This is a genomic window from Holdemania massiliensis AP2, from assembly GCF_000327285.1.
Lineage (GTDB): Bacteria > Bacillota_I > Bacilli_A > Erysipelotrichales > Erysipelotrichaceae > Holdemania > Holdemania massiliensis.
Window position 1 is genome coordinate 48,666 of record NZ_HE998572.1, and the last position, 17,909, is coordinate 66,574.

Genomic DNA, 17,909 nt, shown 5'->3' on the forward strand with positions numbered 1-17,909 from the left:
TTTTACTCCCTCTTTCTTTCATGTTCATTATAGTCAATTTCATAAGCTTCGGCAATGGAATTGATTATTTTTTGGTCAAAATTTCGCCGATGATTAATCCGTTGGCCGCCGCTTGGGACAGCGACCGGGTAAAGCCTGCGCCATCCCCCAAAGCGTAGATTCCAGGGCAGTCTTTAATTTCAAAGTTGACACAGTCCGGGCGGGCGGAATAATACTTGCATTCCACGCCGTACAGCAGCGTATCATAGTTAGCGGTCCCCGGCGCCACCTTATCCAGAGCGTGCAGTGTTTCAATGATATTGTCCAGCTGACGCTTCGGCATGCACAGGCTTAAATCACCTGGCACAGCGTTGAGGGTCGGACGGACCGTCGACTGCTTCAGCCGCTTTTCATCCGTCCGCCGGCCGCTTTCCAGATCGCCTAAACGCTGAACAAGCACGCTGCCGCCGGAAATTTTATTCGCCAGCGAAGCGACGTAACGGGCATAATCAATCGGGTCGTTAAACGGTTCGGTGAAGCGGATCGTGCAGAGCAGCGCAAAGTTGGAATTGTCAGTCTTGCGTTCCAGTTCTTTATAGGCGTGGCCATTGACCGTCAAAACTCCGTCGGTATTCTCAGTCACGACTAGGCCGCGCTCGTTAAAACAGAACATCCGCGTCGTATCCCCATAGGCTTTTGACCGGTACAGAATTTTAGGCTCATAGATTTTCTTGGAGAAATGCTCCCATACCATCGCTGGCAATTCAACCCGCACGCCGATATCAACCTGATTATTAGCACAGGCCACACCGTTGCGTTTGCACCAGTCCAGAAAAACCCGACTGCCGGCACGGCCGACCGCAAAGACGATTTTCTCTCCCTTGACACTGTACTGTTGTCCGCGATGCGTAAAATAGACTTCGTGTGTCTGCTTATTCACATCCGTGACCGTACACAGCGTTTCAATCTGGATGCGCTGCTTTAAGTCATCGACCAGATTCTGCATCGTTTTTAAGTTGGCGTCTGTTCCCAAATGCTTTAACTGCGCCTGCTGCATATGCAGATCATAGCGCAGGCAGAGCTGCTTCAGCTCATCATTGGGCACAAAACGTTCCTTCTGAGCCCCAAAGTGCATCAGCACCTGATCCGCCTGTTCGATATAATCCATGACTTTGGTGGGTTCCATGAATTCCGGCAACCATCCGCCGTATTCTGTTGAAATAATATACTTGCCGTCTGAGAAGGCCCCCGCACCGGCAATTCCCTCCATGACTGCGCAAGGCTCACATTTCAGACATTTTTCGGCCTTGCCTGAAATGATCGGACATTGGCGGTGTTCCAAATCCAGTCCTCGTTCCAGAAGCAGAACCGACGCTTTTGGATCCCGTTCGGCAATGCGGTAAGCGCACATTAATCCGCCGATGCCGCCGCCGATGATCACGACATCATATTTGTTGTTACAATTCAAACCCTGATTCCTGCCTTTCTGTATTGACCTTTTCCCGCTCTCCATTTTAGCACAAAAAAGCAGGATTCCCAACGTTTGTATGATATAATAGGAAAAATTGGAGGAAAGAAAATGATTCTTGAAAAACAGCTGAAAGGAACACGCGCTAAGCGTCCGGTGATCATCTTCCTGCATGGCTTTGGAAGAAAACGGACAGGTGAGCTGGAGGCTTTCCAACAAGCGTTTGAGAATGATTATGAGATCATCATGCCGGAGCTTTTTGATCCAGAGGACCCGAAGGATTCCAATGGGATTTTATGGGCGAACCGGGCCCTGCATGTCGTTGAAAAAGAATTGCTGAAACAGCGCCGGGTCATTCTGGGCGGGTTCTCAATGGGCGGTGTCATCGCCAGCTGGATCGCGTCGATGCTTCCAGTGGAGAAGCTGATTCTGATCGCACCGGCCTTCGATCTGATCAATCTGAAGAATACCGGCAATATTCTGACCTCGCTGATCACTCACTTCACCCATCTGGAATCACCGCAGGAAATCGCCAATTTTAATGGTCTGCCGGCAAACTTTTTTCAGACGCTGATCGACGTTGTCGTCCAGTTTCGGCCTTATGCTTCCCGCTTATCCTGTCCCGTGCTCTTGATTCATGGTTCCCAAGACGGCATCGTTTCACCGCAAAGCTCAAAGATTGCCTTCTCCCGCATGCCTTCCGCTCAAAAACAGATGTTTGTGATTGAAAACGGACATCATGTCATGTTTGAAGATGAAGGTGTCTGTCCGGAAGTTCTGGCCTTGATCCAATTGTATCTGAACGATCAGATCGTCATCCGGAATGAGGAAATCTTGGAAGAACAACCACCCCAAGAAGAAAAAGCAGAATAAACCTGAAATCTGATCATTCAAACGTGAGCGTCGTCTTCGTTTGCTGAAATCAGATTTTTTTCTGTTTTAATTTATTGCGAAATTATTACAATTTAATGACAAATTTCACACAATCTTCATAAATTTAAACTATACTTTTTTTCATGAGGTGAATGGAAATGAAATTTGATCGATCTTTTTGGCTGCGGATTCTGCCCTGGGGACTGTTTGGCGCGGCCTTGATTTTCTTGGCTGTTCAGGGTTTTTCCCCGGAAGAAGCAGCTGGCTGTGCCGTAAGCATCAGTGCCGACGGCACTCATATCGGAGATTTGCTGACGACCAGCGATTTGGAAATTCAGATCAACGGTTTGCCACTAAATGTGGATCTTTCCGAAACGGCGCCGTTAGTTGCACCGTTGTCCTTGAGCCGGGAAACGACCAATATTCTGACCTGGACTTCCAGTGACAGAAATCTGCAGATCAGCTGGAATGGTCAGAAGCTGACCTCCCCCGCCGCGATTGAAGTGGAAACCCTCAGTCCGCAGCAATCCTCCGTTCTCACGATCCGTAAAGGCGATTGTCAGCGCCATGTCACCGTGCAGCTGCTGCCGGACAGCTTCCCGACGGTGCAGTTTACCGGTCACAGCCCAAGCGGCGGGGATTTTTATGGAGATCTGATGAATGATGACGGGGATTCCTATATCTTTAAAATGGATAACGACGGACAGCTGTTGTATTACTACCGCGGTTTTTATAATAAGAGCGGTTCAGTAATGAATTTCCAAAAGCATGAATTAGACGGTGTCGTCACTTATTCCTTCTTTGAACCTTCGGCCGATATTTCCGATCATTTGTTGTATATGGGCGTACAATATGGTCACATCAATCTTCTCGATGATCAGTATCAGCTGATTCAACAAATAGAACTTTTGCCTTCTGAACATCTGCCCGCAGGCGGGATGTGTGAGAACCACGAGTTTTTGATGCTCGGTGAAAACCATTATCTGCTTACCGGTTCTGTTGATCAGAACCTATGGGTTTCCAGTGAACAGCGTTATGTTCGGGTAAAAGCAGCCTTGATCCAGGAAATTCTAAACGACGAGGTCATCTTTGAATGGTGCAGCAGCGATCATCCGGCCTTGTTGAGACAGTCGGTAGAAAACAATGATTATACCAATACCAATGATACCTATTACGCTGCGGATTATGCGCATATCAACAGTCTGTGCGTAGATCCGAATGACGGCAATCTGATCGCCTCCTTCCGTAATCTGGATGCAGTCTTAAAGATTGACCGGCAAAGCGGACAGATTCTCTGGACATTAGGCGGCTGGGTGATGATTTCGGGTTGGAGGAAGAGCAGCTTTTCTCCCGTCAGCATTATGCCAAGCTGACGGATGAGGGAACTTTGCTTCTGTTTGATAATGGCAATGCCCAGGAACAGACGCGGATTCTGGAATTTCAGTTAAATGAGAAAAATCAATCGGTGATCACATGGAAGGAAATGATGGTCGATGGAAAATATTCCTTTGCGACCGGCTCGGTGATGAAAACCGAAGCTAACACCTACGTCATCGGCTGGGGCACGGGCAACGTACATTCGCTGATGAGTGAGATTGACTTTGACACCCGCGAAGTTGTGGCGGAGATGATTCCGGCCTATGGTCAATACAGCTACCGTGTGGTGAAGTTCCAGTAATGGATTGAGATAAGCGAAACAGAAAAGACGGGAATGCGTTGCCGGAAGGAGATTCCGGCAACGCATTCCCGTCTTTTTGATGTGATCATGATCTAATTTTGAGATGAAGCTTCAATCCCGTCAGGCTCTGAAACCGCTTCTTCAGCCGGCGGATAGGCTTCCAGCAGCCGCTGCAGTTCCTTTTCCGTCAGCGGCGTGGCTGAGCCATGACGAACGTCTTCATTCGGCAAGGTATACTCCGACTCATCCAGCCAGCGCAGATCGCTGTTCTCTCCCAGCGTTGAAAACTGAGCGACATGGAAGGTTTCGTATGGATAATAGTCCTCATACAGGTAGAAGGAATTTTCTCCATTCACCGGGAACACAAACGGGCCTTCCATAAAGCGCAGCGGAAACAGGAATTCCTGATCATAGGCTTCACCGAACAGATTGGATAACGCCTCTGTGGAAGCGTAATAAATCGTCTGCGCAGCTTTGCGTTCATCTTTGTAAAACAGCCAGTACTTTCCCTGCGTCTGCAGGACGGTTCCGTCGATCACCGTATAGCCCGGCTTAAAGAAATTGCCCGGATAACTGTAATGCTCGAAATCCTTCGTCGCGACATAATACAAGGCGCTCTCATCCTTTTCCGTCGGATCCGAAAAATAGATGTAATATAAGTCCTGCTCAGGATCATAGCTCATTTCCGGCGCCCAGGCCCGAGTTCCGCTCATCTTGAGGAAGGGATCCCATAATGAAACGGAAACAAGCCGATGGTCGGTAAATGTCACCAGATCAGTACTGCGCCAAAGATAAATATCCGGATTGTCAAAGCCTTCGGTAGCCAGTACCACAAAATCACCGGATTTATCCCGTCCGATAAACGGATCACGGATGCGGCCGTTACCCAGTTCGGACGTCAGCACAGGCTGGCCTTGATTGAGATCTGTCCAATGCAGGCCATCGCGGCTGTAAGCCAGTTTGCCGCGCTCCTCGCCCAGCTCTCCATTAAAGTAGGAAAGCACGTAGCCGGTAAATTCATCCAGCACCACAACGTCGCGCTCGATCGTTTCGCTGAGTTGTTCCTGACGGAGGGTTACCCGCAGCCTAGCCTTCACTTTCTCGGTTGGCTCTGTTTTGACGATCCGATTCTCCTGCAGCTCGATTCCGCCGCTCAGCACCGTCCATTCCAGTTCGGATCCGTTGGCCGCCGAGGCCGGCAGCACATCATTCTCGTTCATCAAGGTCTGAAAGTCGTTATTGACTGCGATTTGATCCCGCTTTAATCTTGTTTCCGGGGAATCCGCGAGGACGTGGAAGACAAAATCCTTGGTAAAGGTCTGACCCTGATGCTCCACATGGGCGGTGATCGTCACGGTCTGATCCCCCTGAGCCGTTGTCGGTTGGGTCAGTTTGCCCTGATCCGTAATGATTTCCGGCTTATCGCTGGTCCAGCTGAAGTATAACTCACGATACGGATTTTCAGCAAACCAGAGATTGCCCGTCAGATCATCCCGATTGCTGAAATGGAAGGTATCCAGTACGGCTTTGGGATAAAACCGATCGAATTCAGCGGCCACTTCCTCCGCCGTCCAAGCTTGATTGATAATCTGAAAATCCTGGAATGCCCCCTCCGCCTGCGGATCATTGTAAATCAGGCTCTTGCCTAGGATCAGCTCCTCGCTGCGCAGCTGTTTGACCTGCTTAGCGACATGGCCGGATGCGGTTTGCTGGCCATTAAGATATAAGGTCACCGTATTGCCTTCCTGCGTCAGTACGATGTGATTATAAATTCCCGTTTCTACCGTGGCTTCTTGATCTGAAATGACCCGGTAGGCTTTGTTTCCGGATTGGATGGAATAGTTCAGCCCGCAGCGCTCTCCGGTTGGATTGCCGGAGGTCGCCAGCTGCATCACATGCCGGTCATCCCGTCCCATCGAAAGCAGGGTTGTCCATTCAAAATTGGCTTCCGGTTTAAACCAGAAGGAGATCGTAAAACTCTTGGAATTACGCAAAATCTTAGACTGCATGCGATGTTCTGTTTCTGCGCCAAGACGATAGGCCTGAGCGTCAATCCCTTCATCGCTGAACAAAGCCGGATCACTGGACGCATAGGTTTCCATTTGATCCTGAATCAACGTCGTGCGGCAGCCGCATAACAACCCCGCAAGCAGGCAAAAGCCGCACAGCCACTGAATGATTTTTTTCATGCCTGCACCTCTTTATTCTGATTCATCTTGTGCCGGATTAAACGCCATCCGCGCTGAATCAGCTTGCGGAAGGAAGCATAGGAGAACCAGTAAACAATCGTAAACACCACAAACACAATCATGCCCAGAATGACGCAGCCGATCAGAAAATGCAGGGTTGACGAGGTGACAAACGCCTGCTGCGTCTGCCAACCCGCATAGGCCGCCGCTCCGATCAAGACCGCCACGGCCAAGCGGGAGAACACCATCTTATAGTAACGCAGCGGATTTAACCGGAATACTTTTTTATAAACCAAGACCGGATTATAGAGGAAATCCACGGTCCAGTTCGTCAGCATCGTCGCGGCCAAGACCCCCGCAATACCTAAAGGCTGAATCAAGACGATCGACAGCACAACCTTGGAAATTGCCAGCAGGTAAGCGTTGTTTTTGGCATCCTTAAACAGGCCGTTGGCATCGCGGCAGATGATGATCGGCTCACGCATCGTCATGTAGAAAATATTGATCGCAAATAAGAAGGCGATCAGGAGGGTCACCGAATATTCAGGACGCATTTTCATCCAGATCAGCACGAACCGCCCGATTACCACAAAGATGCAGACCCCGATGATCGAAGCGATGTAAACCGCAAAGTTGAAAAACTCAGTAAACACGCTGTAGGAATCCGCACCGGAGTCATTGAACAGATTGCCGAAGCTGTTGATCGGCGAGGTGATCGCGGAATTGATAATCTTCGACACCGATTCCGTCAGATAACTGTAAGATCCGTACACGCTGGTCATCGTGTAGCCCATGAAAAAGGTGATGACAAGATTATCAGTATTGTTGGTGGCCAGCGTCGATAGACGCTGAATAATCGTATATTTTGCGTTCTTCTGAAAAGCGTCATCATACGCCAGCTGCTTGTTTTCCTTCAGCCACGGATAATTTTTCAAGGCAATCCGGCGGGCGATGAAGTTGGCGATGAACACCTGCAGCCCTTCGATGAGGAAGATATAGACATACGGCAGTTTCAGCAGGATGACCCCCACCATCAAGACCATCCGCAAAATCGCAATCGTCTGAATCCAGATGTTGATTTTGTACTCCTTTTGATCGGCGATGATGACAAAATTCGGTCCCATCAAAAAGTAAGACAAACCAAAAGGAACACAAAGGATCAAAAACATCGTGACCGTTTCACCATATCCCAATGGGGACTGGGCAAACATCGGAAATAACAGCGCCGTCAGCGCGCCGACGATCAGTACCGCCATGCCGGTGAAGCGGAATACCTTGACCGCACCGTTATAAATCGACAGCACTTTGCCGCGGTCATCCTCGGCCAGCGGCTTAAACAACAGCTGGCGGAAAGCCAGCGAATAGCTCAGCTCAAAGACGTTCAGAAAAGTGATCACATTCATGATCGTCAGCTGCAGGCCGTTGAGGTCGCTGCCATACAGATCGATGAACATCCGCACCTTGATAAATCCGAAAATCGGAAGAGCCACGCTGGTGATCAGACTCACCAAAAAATTGTAAAATGAATATCTTGTACGCATAAGCTCCTCCTTTCTTAATGAATCACTCGCTTATAAAGCGGCAGCGTCAGACTGCCGAAGGTTTTTAAAAACAACTGATCTTTCCATCCCAGATATCGGATGTACGGATTCTTTTTCCAGTGGGGATAGAACTGCTGCATGACGGTATCGCTCATCGTTTTCAATTCTTTTGTTAACGGTGAGCGCAGAAAGCGGAACATGCCGTACAGCCGCAGATGCTCAATATGTAAATATTCCAGTTCATCGTGATATTGTTCGCTGCATCCCATCGCCGCGAACTGATCGCGAACCTGCTTCATCACGGGAAAGATTTCCTTCAGCCGCGCGCTTTGGGTCACCGACATGATCGAGCCTTCCCGCTGGCGGTAATGAATCCACGCGGCATGCTGAATCCCAATCTTTTGACATTGGGCGAAAATCGGCATCGTCACCGGGATATCCTCATACCAGGTCCCGATTGGATAACGAAACTGCTGCTTCATGAAGAAATCAGCGCGATAGAGCTTGTTCCAGGCAAACATCGGCGACAGAAAGGCTTGTTTGATCGGACTTTCAAAGGCATGCGGATTCAGTCCCGGCATGATCCAGGACGGCTGTCCGTTTTCATAAAAGTATTCGATGTCGCTGACCACTACATCCGCGCCCTGTTTCATCACTTCTGCCATTTGGGCATAATAATCCGGATCCGCCCAGTCGTCGCTGTCTAAGAAAGCAATCCACTCACCTTCCGCTTTGTCCATCGCAAAGTTGCGGGCATCGGACAGGCCGCCGTTGGGCTTGTTCAGCTGCGCAAACAAGCTGGGAAAACGACGGACATAGTCGGCGATGATCTGGGGGGAGGTGTCGGTCGAGCCGTCGTTCACCACCAGAACCTGTAAATTCGGATAGGTTTGCGCTGCCAGCGAATCCAAGCATTCCGGCAAATATTTTTCCACGTTGTAAACGGGGACAATCACAGTTATTTTCGGTTCCACAGCGATCCTCCTGTTTCATGCAATAAGTATATCATAAACCACTCCCAGCCGTTCGTTTTTTTCGTGTGTGAAGCAAGCCGACGAAAGCCATTAGAGCGCCGGCCGCGCTCACCGCTAATCCCAGCGTCAACCCCCGCGGCCAGAAATGCAGGGTGATCTCATGGGTACCCGCCGTCAGCGGCAATTCAATAAACGTGTTTTGAAAGACTTCAATCGGAACTGTGTTGCCGTCGATTTCAGCCTTCCAGCCTTTGTCAAACGGGATCGTTGTCAGCAGCTTCTGCCCTGCTTCAGCCTGAACCTGCATCGTGATCGTTGAACCGTGGATCTCGATGTCTTTTGCGCCCTGCTTTTGAACCTGCGCCGCCCACTCAGCCAGCGCCGACAAATCCAGTGAGAATACCTCAGCCTTGCTCAGCCGCAGCAATTCATCGCGAACGACCAGCTGAACGAGAATATCCTCGCCGGGCGCATACGCGCCGAGGTACTGAGCTCCGGCATTGTAGCCGGTATGATCATCCCGGGCGTAGTTCTGATTGATCCACAGCTGATACCACGTTTCATCCGTTTCATAAGGCAGCTGCAGGTAGAGCGGATCTTCCTCGTTTAACGACTGCGTATAAATCGCAATCGAAGTTTCCGCGCCGGGACGCCGAGCCACAACTAGCGGCGAACTGCTCAATTCATTGCCATCCCAGACAAACAAATCAGGATCCTTCAGCGGAGTGATGATCGGCTCAGCGCCGCACAGTTGAGCCAGCTCATTCTGGGCCAGAAGCGTCGTCGTCTGCGGAATCGGGGCATCACCACGATCTTCAATCACAAACCCCAGCGGCAGCGCATACGGATTTTCGAGAATTTCAAAGGTGGATGTTTCAGCGATTTTCGAGTAGTGATCGGCCTGCGTCTGAACATGAATTTCGCCTTTTTCCCGCAAGAGATAGCGAAGGCCGAGAAACGCGTCGAGAAACAGCGTCGTGCCCTGGTAAGTGCTGCCGAACATCCGATGACTGACGCCGTAGTGTTCAAGAAAATCGCTGACCTTCTTATCATAGGTCGACGAATAGTGAGAAATACCCGGATAGTTATAGCCCAAACCTTCATTCTGGTTGCGCATCGACAGATTTTCGATGCGATAGCCGGACTCAGACTCAAAACTAGCTAAAGCTTCCTGCACCGCGCTTTGATAATCCAGCACTTCCTGGGCTGAAGCATAGCCATCATAGACGTTATCGTGATCCAAAGAACGGAAGGCCGCCGTACAGGACAGCGCCAATTCCCCGACTACAACTACCGCCAAAACTTTCTGGAATCCATAAACAAGCAATGCCGTGATCACCATAAGGAGTCCAGCCGCGGCCAGTTTCACCGGCAGCGTCATCGTCGTATTGCAGGCTAACAGAATCAGACTGAGCGCACTGCCCCAAAGCAGCGACCGCTGATCCCGGCTTTCCCAAACCTGTGCCGCTGTTGCAATCAGCCAAAAGATGATCACAAAGCTGAATCGAGATGGAAAACCATAGGGCATGGAAAGAAAATGCCACAGTTTGTAGAACGGCGTGATCAGCACGGAGGCGGCAAACAACAGCAGCATCAGCCCATCGACAACTTTTTTCCGCTTTGATCGAGATCGTTGAAAAAACGAAGAGAGCACCAGAATTAAACAAAGCAGCCCGGCGTAGTCAAACGTGATTTCCTGTCCTAACGTAACCGCCGGGACAAACGGGAAGGCATTGTTCAGCCCGATCAAGCGCTCCATGCTGAATGAAGGCAAAACCTGCGCCGGCTGAACAAGGCGGTTATTGATCACAGAGAGAAAGCTTGGAATTAACAGCCATCCATTGCAGGCTAAACCAATCCCCATCCCCAAAATGCCTTTTTTCAGCACGGTTAAAAAGGGAATCGTCGGTTTCTCGCTGAAATAGCGCGCCAAAACAAACAGGTAGGCAAACATCAGTCCCATCAGCGCGGTGTAATAATTGGAAAAGACGCTGACCGCCACTGCCAAGGTAAACAGCTTCGCCGATTTCCCCTGCAGAATCCGCTCGGCTCCCCATAACAAGACCGGCAGCCAAATCAGCCCATCCAGCCACATCACGCATTGAGAATAGGCGATCGCCGTCCCGCTGAAGGCATAACCCAGTGCAAACAGACCGTGAATGCAGCGCTGACCAAAGCGTTGATCGAGATAGATCAGCATGGTCATACAGCACAAACTCAGTTTGATCAGCGTTACCCCGCTGATGGACAGCAGAATGGCCTCTTGAGGCAGCAGCGCAAAAAGCAGCTGCAGCGGACTGGAACAGTAATAGGAAAAAATCGGAATGAAGCTGCTGCCCATCCCCGCAGCCGATGCATAAGTCAGGCTGTTTTGTCCGGTGACAATGGTATGCAGATACTTGAAGTATTCCACATACTGAATGTTCAGATCATTGATCAGCAGGGAACGTCCGCCAAAAGGAACAAAGCCCAGGACGGCGAAAATCCCGCACAGCAGGACGAACGTACCCAGAAAAGCGAGAAGCGGCCGGCGGCTTATTTTCAGTCCGCGCATCCGCTACTCCTTGACGAAGGACTTCACCCAGCGGCGATAAACCGGATGCGAAAGGAAGGAGGTCAGGACAAGCTTATCCTTCAGCCGTTCCCGATTTCCGGTGTAGCCAAAGCGCTCCATCCCTTGAAGGATTGCCGAGCGATACGGCATCAGCTTTTTTACTAAACCATACAGAACTTCCGCATGCGCCTGTTTTTCCTCCGGCGTGCCCTTAATCCGGCGCAGCTGATAGAAGGAAAATTTGTAAGCTTCAAAAATCCGATAGTAAAACAGATCCGGTACCTCCGGACAGGACTTTGCCTGATCCAGAATCGTGGAAAAGACCTGGGCATGCGCGTCAATCACCTGCGGCTTCAGATCCGTCATCGTGTTGCCGGCCCGGTCGATCAGATAATACGCCAGAGCTTTATCCGTATAAACTACGTTTTTCGCATTCAACAGACTGATATAGAACAACAGATTGTCGGTGTAGCCGATTTTATGCGGAAACTGAATCTTCTCAGCTAAGCTGCGGCGGTACAGTTTGGCATGCGGAGAGGGATCGATGAAGAAAAGATTTTCAAATTCATCGGTTTCCTTACGATAACAATGACCGGACTGCAGGGTTGTAAACTTGGTGTTGTAGGCTGGATCATAGGTCTGTTCATCACTGTCAGAATAAATAAAATTCTTACTGCCGATCACCAGATCGGCCTGATGGGCATCGGCCAGACCAACTAACGTTTCCAATGCGTTGTCAGCAAGATAATCATCCGGATCACAGACCAGAAAATACTCCGAGTCCAATCGGGCAATCGCCATTTCCAGAACTGAACCATATCCGCCGTTTTCCTTGCGGATCGCCACGACTTTCTCTGGATAAGCTGCGGCATAGCGGTCAATGATCGGCTGTTCGTTTTTCGGCGAACCGTCGTTAACAGCGTAGATGACATAGTCGGAATAGGTCTGGCGCAGCAGGGAATCCAGACACTTGGCAACATATTCCTCCACATTATAAATGGGTACGATGATGGTAACTTTACTCATAGTCAGCTTCTCCTTTATTTCATGGTTCAGGGGCTTAGCGACGAAGCAGGCTGCGGGTGCGCAGATAGGCTTTCAGTGCCTGCGGACGCATGTAGATCCAGTCATTTTTCTGGCGGTTGATCGGATATCGGCATTCCGGATAATCCGGAAACTGGGTATGAATGAAGGCAAAACAGGCGTCAATGTATTCATCGACCAGCTTTCGGTCTTTCACAGTTCGGGTTTTCTTCAGATTTTCAATAATGTTGACGCAGGCCAGATATTTGAGTTCTTCATAATATTGATCAAAAACCCCTTCTTCACGATAATAGTTCATCGTTTCCTCAGCCATGTTCAGAATATGATAGGCCTTCTTGTTAAACGACTGAGTGATATTGCCTGGCCGGTCAGCCAAGTAATCATACAGCGGCTCATTGACGAAAGCGATGGATTTGGCTTTCAGCAGCAGCTTGTATGTCGTTCCCAGATCTTCATACAGATAACCGACCGGATAGGTGATGTTATTTTCCTGAAACAGGGAAAGCCGGTACATCTTGTTCCAGGCCGCATTGAGAATGCGGGTAATCATCTCCGGATTTTCCTTTAGGGTATAGGTTTTCTCATCACTGTAGCGGTTGGCGATGACTTCTTTCGTCTTGGTTTTCATAAAGTATTGATAAACGTCAAAAATGACCAGATCCGCCCCTGTTTCATCGAGCTTGGCGGACGCTTTTTCCAGTGCCTGCGGCTCAAGAAAATCGTCTGAGTCGACAAACACGATATAAGGCGACGTGGCAAACTTCATGCCGTAGTTGCGGGCATCTGACAGTCCGCCGTTGGTCTTTTCCAGCACTTGAATGCGGGAATCCCGGTTTTTATAGATGTAAAGCAGTTCGTTGGAATGATCCGTTGAGCCATCGTCCACGCACAGAATCTCAATATCCTGCAGGGTCTGATGGATTAGGGAATCCAGACATTTTTCAAGATAATCCTCGACGTTATAAACGGGTACAACAACGCTGACTTTACTCATGGGCGGCTTCTCCTTTGCGATGATTTAGCACTTTGCGGATCAAGTTCATATGGAAATCGTCATTCATCAACGTCAGCAGGCCAAAATAGACGATTACGCCGGCAGCGATCTGAATGAGGTTGGTCGTAAATCGCGGACCCATCGCCTCACCGATAAAATGAACAGGAAGCATCATGACCAGCGACGCGATGACATATTTTGTCACTTCCTGGATCCGGAAGCCGAGATTCAGCTGTCCCCGAATCGAGAGCCATTGCGTAAACGTCACCATAAACTCAGCGATGACAGAACCAGTAATCGCGCCAAACGCCCCGAGCTTCGGCATCAGCAGAGCGTTCAGGCAGAAATTCGTCACGGCCCCGATGATGACTGAACGGGTATATTCCTTCGTTCTTCCCACCGGCAAGAGATACTGCGTGCCAAACACATTGCTTAAGGAAATAAACAGGATGATCGGCGTCGTGAAGATGATCAACGGTGTTACGATCTGATAGGTTTCATCCAAAAACCATCCAATGAAATACGGGATCAGCGAAATAATGCCGGCAATCATCGGAATCGCCAGATACAGCGCCATGCGTAGAGTCGTGCGGAGAAACCGCAGCACTTCCTCATCCTGTCCTTTGGCATGAATGTTGGCGATGCGCGGCAGCATCACACTGCCGATCGACGTGATAAAGAACAGAAACATTTTAATGAATCTTTGAGCCTGATTGTAAAAACTGACATGGCTGACATCGGCATACAGATATCCCAGCATAGAAACGTCCAGCATCGTATATACACTGGTCGCAATCTGCGGAATGAACAGCATCAGATTGGGTTTGAAATGCTTTAGGACATCCTTGAAGTGAATCGGCGTCCACCGGACATATTGTTTTAACTGCGTCCACATGATCAGCTGACCGAGAACTCCGGAACCGGCGTTGATAATGATGAACAAGCCGAGATCAGAAGGCTTTTTGACAAACGCAAAAATCAGAATGATACCCAAGATCTTCACGATCATGTTGCGGATCGAAGCGGTTTTAAAATCCTCGACGCCATAGAAAAACCATGTGATATCGAGCGCTACTGACAACAGTGAAATCGTTTGAATTGTGGCGTACAGCCGCACGTTATCGCCAACGGTAAACAAGTAAAGGAAATAGACGAGCGTCGAAGCGCACATGCTTAAAAACTGCATCGTAAAGATTTCAAAGAAGGTCTTTGACATCTTGATCTGATCGTCCCGCACACGCGCGATTTCGCGGTTGCCATAAATCGATACGCCCATGATGCCAAACAGCACAAACCACTGCACGTTGCTGCCGGTCCAGTCGCTGATTCCCAGCATCGTCGCCCCCAGCGTTCGGGTCACATACGGCACGGTAATCATCGGCGCTAAGACGACTAAGAGCTGATATAAAATATTATAGAAATAGTTTTGTAATATCTTTTTATCCATAAAATCACCTTTATTTAGTATACCATGAATAGAAGAAAACTGCGAATTGTTATCGCAGTTTCCCTGAATTAAACATTTGCAGCGCTTTGGCGACAATCGCGTCCATGTTGTAGTACTGATACTCAGCCAAACGGCCCAACAGATGCAGATTGTCAATGCCGCGGATCAGATCGCAATAGGCTTGATACTGCTTCCGGCATTCTTCTTTCGCAATCGGATAGTACGGAATATTCCCTTTTTCCGCATTGTGGTGATAAGTCAGCGGGTATTCAACCGCAATCGTTGTCGCTTCCGGTTGTTGGTCTGCCGGCATCAGCAGTTTATATTCCGTAATCCGGGTGAAGGCATTTTGTTCTGCCGGAGTTGGATAGTTGACAGTCGCCGCCTCCTGATAGGTCTGAGAGTGGCTTTGAAGATCAAATTCCAGGGAGCGATAAGGAAGCTCGCCTAATGGATAGTCAAGCAGATCGTCGATCGCTCCGGTGAAGATCACGGGTCCGTCGAACACTTCGCCTTCAAACAAAATCTGCTTTTTATCGAGATCAACCTGCAGACAGGACTTGGCCTCCGTATTCAGACGAACTTCAATTTTCTCGTTTTTCAGCATATTCTCAAAGATACCGGTAAATCCATGAGCCGGCATCATCTGGTAAGTGTCCTGGAAATATCGGTCATCATACGAAATATGCACAGGCACACGGCCGGTCACCGCCGGATCGATTTCCTCCGGGGTCTGTCCCCATTGCTTCATCGTGTAATACTTAAAGACATGTTCGTAGATGTATTCGGCCAGTTCATTGATTTCCGGATTGGCATTCGCCCGCAGCTGCAGGATCGGTACTTTTTTCTCCATCCCGTATTCCTTGATTAACAGCGTCTTTAAGCGATCCGCCTTTTCCTTTGGGAAAGAGCGTTCAATCGTCGTCAGATTAAAGGGAATAGGCGCAACGATGCCGTTGATGTGTCCGAGGACGCGATGCTGGTAAGGATACCAGTCGGTAAACTGCGAAAGGTAATCCACCACCTCTTTGGAATTGGTATGGAAGATATGCGGTCCATATTCATGGCGGCGGACGCCGTTTTCATCAATATAGTCATACATGTTGCCGCCAAGATGCGCCCGTTTTTCCAAGACGAGCACGCGCTTGCCTGCGGCATTGGCAAAGCGTTCCGCCGCGACAGCGCCGGCAAAGCCTGCGCCGATAACAATTACTTCTGGTTTCATTCCGTTCTCCTTTTACGGTCTGTCCTTATACATCATTTGATAGTAGTTCTGATACTCGCCCTGCAGGATATGTTCCCACCATGCGCGATGGTTCAGATACCAGTCGATTGTCTGGGGAATTCCCGTTTCAAAGGTATACTTCGGTTTCCAGCCCAGCTCAGTCTCGATCTTTGTCGGATCCATCGCATAGCGCAGATCATGACCTGGACGATCCTTGACAAAGTGAATCAGAGATTCAGGTTTATGCAGTGCGGCCAGAATGGTCTTGACCACTTCCAGATTCGTTTTTTCATTATGTCCGCCGATGTTGTACACTTCGCCATCGCGGCCCTTGCGCAGAATCAGATCAATGGCCGTGCAGTGATCGTAAACATGCAGCCAATCGCGGACGTTCATGCCATCACCATACACCGGCAGGCTTTCATCAGCCAGTGCCCGGCTGATCATCAGCGGAATAAGTTTTTCTGGGAAATGGTAAGGTCCATAATTATTGGAACAGCGGGAAATCGTCACTGGCAGCTTGAACGTGCGGTGATACGCCTGAACTAACAGATCGGCACCGGCTTTGGCAGCGCTGTAAGGGCTGGAAGTATGAATCGGTGTTTCTTCAGTAAAGAACAGATCCGGACGATCTAGCGGAAGATCCCCATACACTTCATCGGTAGATACCTGATGATAGCGCTGAATTCCATACTTACGGCAGGCATCCATCAAAACCTGAGTTCCGATAATATTGGTTGTGATAAAGACTTCCGGGTCTTCCACAGAGCGATCAACATGCGTTTCTGCCGCAAAGTTAACGACCATATCGAACTTTTCTTCAGCAAACAGCTGATCAATGAATTCCCGATCCCGGATATCACCTTTCACAAATTTGAAATTCGGCTTATCCATAATCGGTTCGAGTGTTTCCAAATTTCCGGCATAAGTCAAAAGATCCAAGACGACAATCTGATCTTCTGGGTAAGTATTAACCATGTAATGAGCGAAATTACCGCCGATGAATCCGGCGCCGCCTGTAACTAAAAATTTCATGAATGAGTTCTCCCTTGTTCGTTTTTTATTCGTTCAATTTCTTTTTGAATTCCGTCCTGCAGCGACGTCTGAATTGTAAAGCCTGTCAGTCGTTTCAATTTTTCAATATTGAGCACAATCTGATCCACAACCGGGACTTCACTGTTGACGTGATGAACCTCGATCGCCTGCCCCGTTTTTTCCTGGACTTCATCCAGAATTTCAGTCAGACTGGTTGCGGTTTGCGAAGCCACATTCACCACTTCGTTGGCAATTTGATGCTTTAAAAGCAGCTGAATTGCCCAGGCAAAGTCTTCGATATAAATGTAGTCCCGGCTGCTATGCGGGGAAGCCCACATTTCAAAGACTTCATGATTCAGTGCCTTTTCGATCAGGATTGGGATAACACCTTGCTTCTTATCGGTTGTCTGATGTCCGCCATAGGGATTCGCTAAACGCAGGATCAGATAAGGCAGCCCTGAATTGCGAATGACTTGTTCACAGCGAGTCTTGCTTCGAGCATAGAGTGTAATTGGATGCAATGGCGCTTCTTCACTAATTGGCTCAGAAGCGTTGCCGTATACCGTACCTCCAGAGGACATAAAGATAAACAGCTTCGCTCCGCGTTGTTTTAATTGATCTAGTAAAAATGCATATTTTTCTTCTACGCCACGCAGCGTTTTTTCTTCATCTTCACTGCGGGCATTGTTGGCAAGCAGGGAAATGGTATCAATGACAACGGCGTCTTGAAAATCGATTTGATCGAGATCCTCAGCTGAAAAAGCATTGATTTCTTTGAAATGGCTGCACAACGGCGTATAGGGACTAGGCAAGCCGATGACTTGCGTTTCCGCTTCTGCACTGAGCAGTGAAGCAAGATTGTAGCCCAAATAGCCGCAGCCTAATAGTATGATTTTCATCGCGACTCC

14 protein-coding genes are annotated in these 17,909 nt (G+C 49.1%); 3 read left to right on the forward strand and 11 right to left on the reverse strand.

Annotated features, from left to right (window positions below; genetic code table 11):
• Positions 1–64 precede the first annotated feature (64 nt).
• A complete protein-coding gene (locus BN162_RS16735; protein WP_020226286.1) occupies positions 65–1,447 on the reverse strand; it encodes an NAD(P)/FAD-dependent oxidoreductase in 1,383 nt (460 codons plus the stop codon).
• 111 nt (positions 1,448–1,558) lie between these two features.
• Here BN162_RS16735 and BN162_RS16740 point away from each other — a divergent pair, with 111 nt between their 5' ends.
• The 3 genes from BN162_RS16740 (at position 1,559) to BN162_RS16750 (ending at position 3,998) form a co-directional block, all read left to right on the forward strand.
• A complete protein-coding gene (locus tag BN162_RS16740; RefSeq protein WP_020226287.1) occupies positions 1,559–2,320 on the forward strand; it encodes an alpha/beta hydrolase in 762 nt (253 codons plus the stop codon).
• Positions 2,321–2,478: 158 nt separating this feature from the next.
• Positions 2,479–3,693, forward strand: coding sequence for an arylsulfotransferase family protein (locus BN162_RS16745; RefSeq protein ID WP_040452446.1), 1,215 nt, complete (start codon positions 2,479–2,481; stop codon positions 3,691–3,693).
• On the forward strand, positions 3,648–3,998 hold the full coding sequence (locus BN162_RS16750) for an aryl-sulfate sulfotransferase (protein WP_020226288.1): 351 nt from the start codon (positions 3,648–3,650) through the stop codon (positions 3,996–3,998). Before BN162_RS16745 ends, BN162_RS16750 begins: the two co-directional genes overlap by 46 nt.
• A gap of 92 nt (positions 3,999–4,090) precedes the next feature.
• Here the strand turns inward: BN162_RS16750 and BN162_RS16755 are convergent, their stop codons facing one another.
• The 10 genes from BN162_RS16755 to BN162_RS16800 are packed head-to-tail and all read right to left on the reverse strand — an operon-like array spanning position 4,091 to position 17,900.
• Positions 4,091–6,187: a LamG-like jellyroll fold domain-containing protein gene (locus tag BN162_RS16755; protein WP_020226289.1), complete on the reverse strand. Its 2,097-nt coding sequence runs from the start codon at positions 6,185–6,187 to the stop codon at positions 4,091–4,093.
• Positions 6,184–7,728: a polysaccharide biosynthesis protein gene (locus BN162_RS16760; RefSeq protein ID WP_020226290.1), complete on the reverse strand. Its 1,545-nt coding sequence runs from the start codon at positions 7,726–7,728 to the stop codon at positions 6,184–6,186. Before BN162_RS16760 ends, BN162_RS16755 begins: the two co-directional genes overlap by 4 nt.
• A gap of 14 nt (positions 7,729–7,742) precedes the next feature.
• Positions 7,743–8,702: a glycosyltransferase family 2 protein gene (locus BN162_RS16765; protein ID WP_020226291.1), complete on the reverse strand. Its 960-nt coding sequence runs from the start codon at positions 8,700–8,702 to the stop codon at positions 7,743–7,745.
• A 31-nt stretch (positions 8,703–8,733) separates the two neighbouring features.
• Positions 8,734–11,256 (reverse strand): YfhO family protein, encoded by a 2,523-nt coding sequence (locus tag BN162_RS16770; RefSeq protein ID WP_020226292.1) that lies wholly within the window; start codon positions 11,254–11,256, stop codon positions 8,734–8,736.
• Between the two features lie 3 nt (positions 11,257–11,259).
• Positions 11,260–12,282: a glycosyltransferase family 2 protein gene (locus tag BN162_RS16775; RefSeq protein ID WP_020226293.1), complete on the reverse strand. Its 1,023-nt coding sequence runs from the start codon at positions 12,280–12,282 to the stop codon at positions 11,260–11,262.
• A gap of 34 nt (positions 12,283–12,316) precedes the next feature.
• Complete coding sequence (locus BN162_RS16780; protein WP_020226294.1) at positions 12,317–13,294, reverse strand: glycosyltransferase family 2 protein; 978 nt, start codon at positions 13,292–13,294, stop codon at positions 12,317–12,319.
• Positions 13,287–14,741, reverse strand: coding sequence for an oligosaccharide flippase family protein (locus BN162_RS16785; RefSeq protein ID WP_020226295.1), 1,455 nt, complete (start codon positions 14,739–14,741; stop codon positions 13,287–13,289). Before BN162_RS16785 ends, BN162_RS16780 begins: the two co-directional genes overlap by 8 nt.
• 49 nt (positions 14,742–14,790) lie before the next feature.
• Positions 14,791–15,966: a UDP-galactopyranose mutase gene (gene glf, locus BN162_RS16790; protein WP_020226296.1), complete on the reverse strand. Its 1,176-nt coding sequence runs from the start codon at positions 15,964–15,966 to the stop codon at positions 14,791–14,793.
• Between the two features lie 12 nt (positions 15,967–15,978).
• The gene (gene rfbB, locus BN162_RS16795) at positions 15,979–17,001 is read right to left on the reverse strand and encodes a dTDP-glucose 4,6-dehydratase (RefSeq protein ID WP_020226297.1); all 1,023 of its coding nucleotides are present in this window, start codon (positions 16,999–17,001) and stop codon (positions 15,979–15,981) included.
• Positions 16,998–17,900, reverse strand: a complete 903-nt coding sequence (locus tag BN162_RS16800) for an NAD-dependent epimerase/dehydratase family protein (RefSeq protein WP_020226298.1) — start codon at positions 17,898–17,900, stop codon at positions 16,998–17,000. The genes rfbB and BN162_RS16800 overlap by 4 nt, the downstream gene beginning before the upstream one ends.
• Positions 17,901–17,909 lie beyond the last annotated feature (9 nt).

What these genes read in the sequence shown, in the direction of transcription:
- BN162_RS16740 (WP_020226287.1), top strand. Translation starts at nt 1,559, where the DNA reads ATGATTCTTGAAAAACAGCTGAAAGGAACACGCGCTAAGCGTCCGGTG.
- BN162_RS16745 (WP_040452446.1), top strand. Translation starts at nt 2,479, where the DNA reads ATGAAATTTGATCGATCTTTTTGGCTGCGGATTCTGCCCTGGGGACTG.
- BN162_RS16755 (WP_020226289.1), bottom strand. Translation starts at nt 6,187, where the DNA reads ATGAAAAAAATCATTCAGTGGCTGTGCGGCTTTTGCCTGCTTGCGGGG.
- BN162_RS16760 (WP_020226290.1), bottom strand. Translation starts at nt 7,728, where the DNA reads ATGCGTACAAGATATTCATTTTACAATTTTTTGGTGAGTCTGATCACC.
- BN162_RS16770 (WP_020226292.1), bottom strand. Translation starts at nt 11,256, where the DNA reads ATGCGCGGACTGAAAATAAGCCGCCGGCCGCTTCTCGCTTTTCTGGGT.
- BN162_RS16775 (WP_020226293.1), bottom strand. Translation starts at nt 12,282, where the DNA reads ATGAGTAAAGTTACCATCATCGTACCCATTTATAATGTGGAGGAATAT.
- BN162_RS16780 (WP_020226294.1), bottom strand. Translation starts at nt 13,294, where the DNA reads ATGAGTAAAGTCAGCGTTGTTGTACCCGTTTATAACGTCGAGGATTAT.
- BN162_RS16785 (WP_020226295.1), bottom strand. Translation starts at nt 14,741, where the DNA reads ATGGATAAAAAGATATTACAAAACTATTTCTATAATATTTTATATCAG.
- glf (WP_020226296.1), bottom strand. Translation starts at nt 15,966, where the DNA reads ATGAAACCAGAAGTAATTGTTATCGGCGCAGGCTTTGCCGGCGCTGTC.
- rfbB (WP_020226297.1), bottom strand. Translation starts at nt 17,001, where the DNA reads ATGAAATTTTTAGTTACAGGCGGCGCCGGATTCATCGGCGGTAATTTC.
- BN162_RS16800 (WP_020226298.1), bottom strand. Translation starts at nt 17,900, where the DNA reads ATGAAAATCATACTATTAGGCTGCGGCTATTTGGGCTACAATCTTGCT.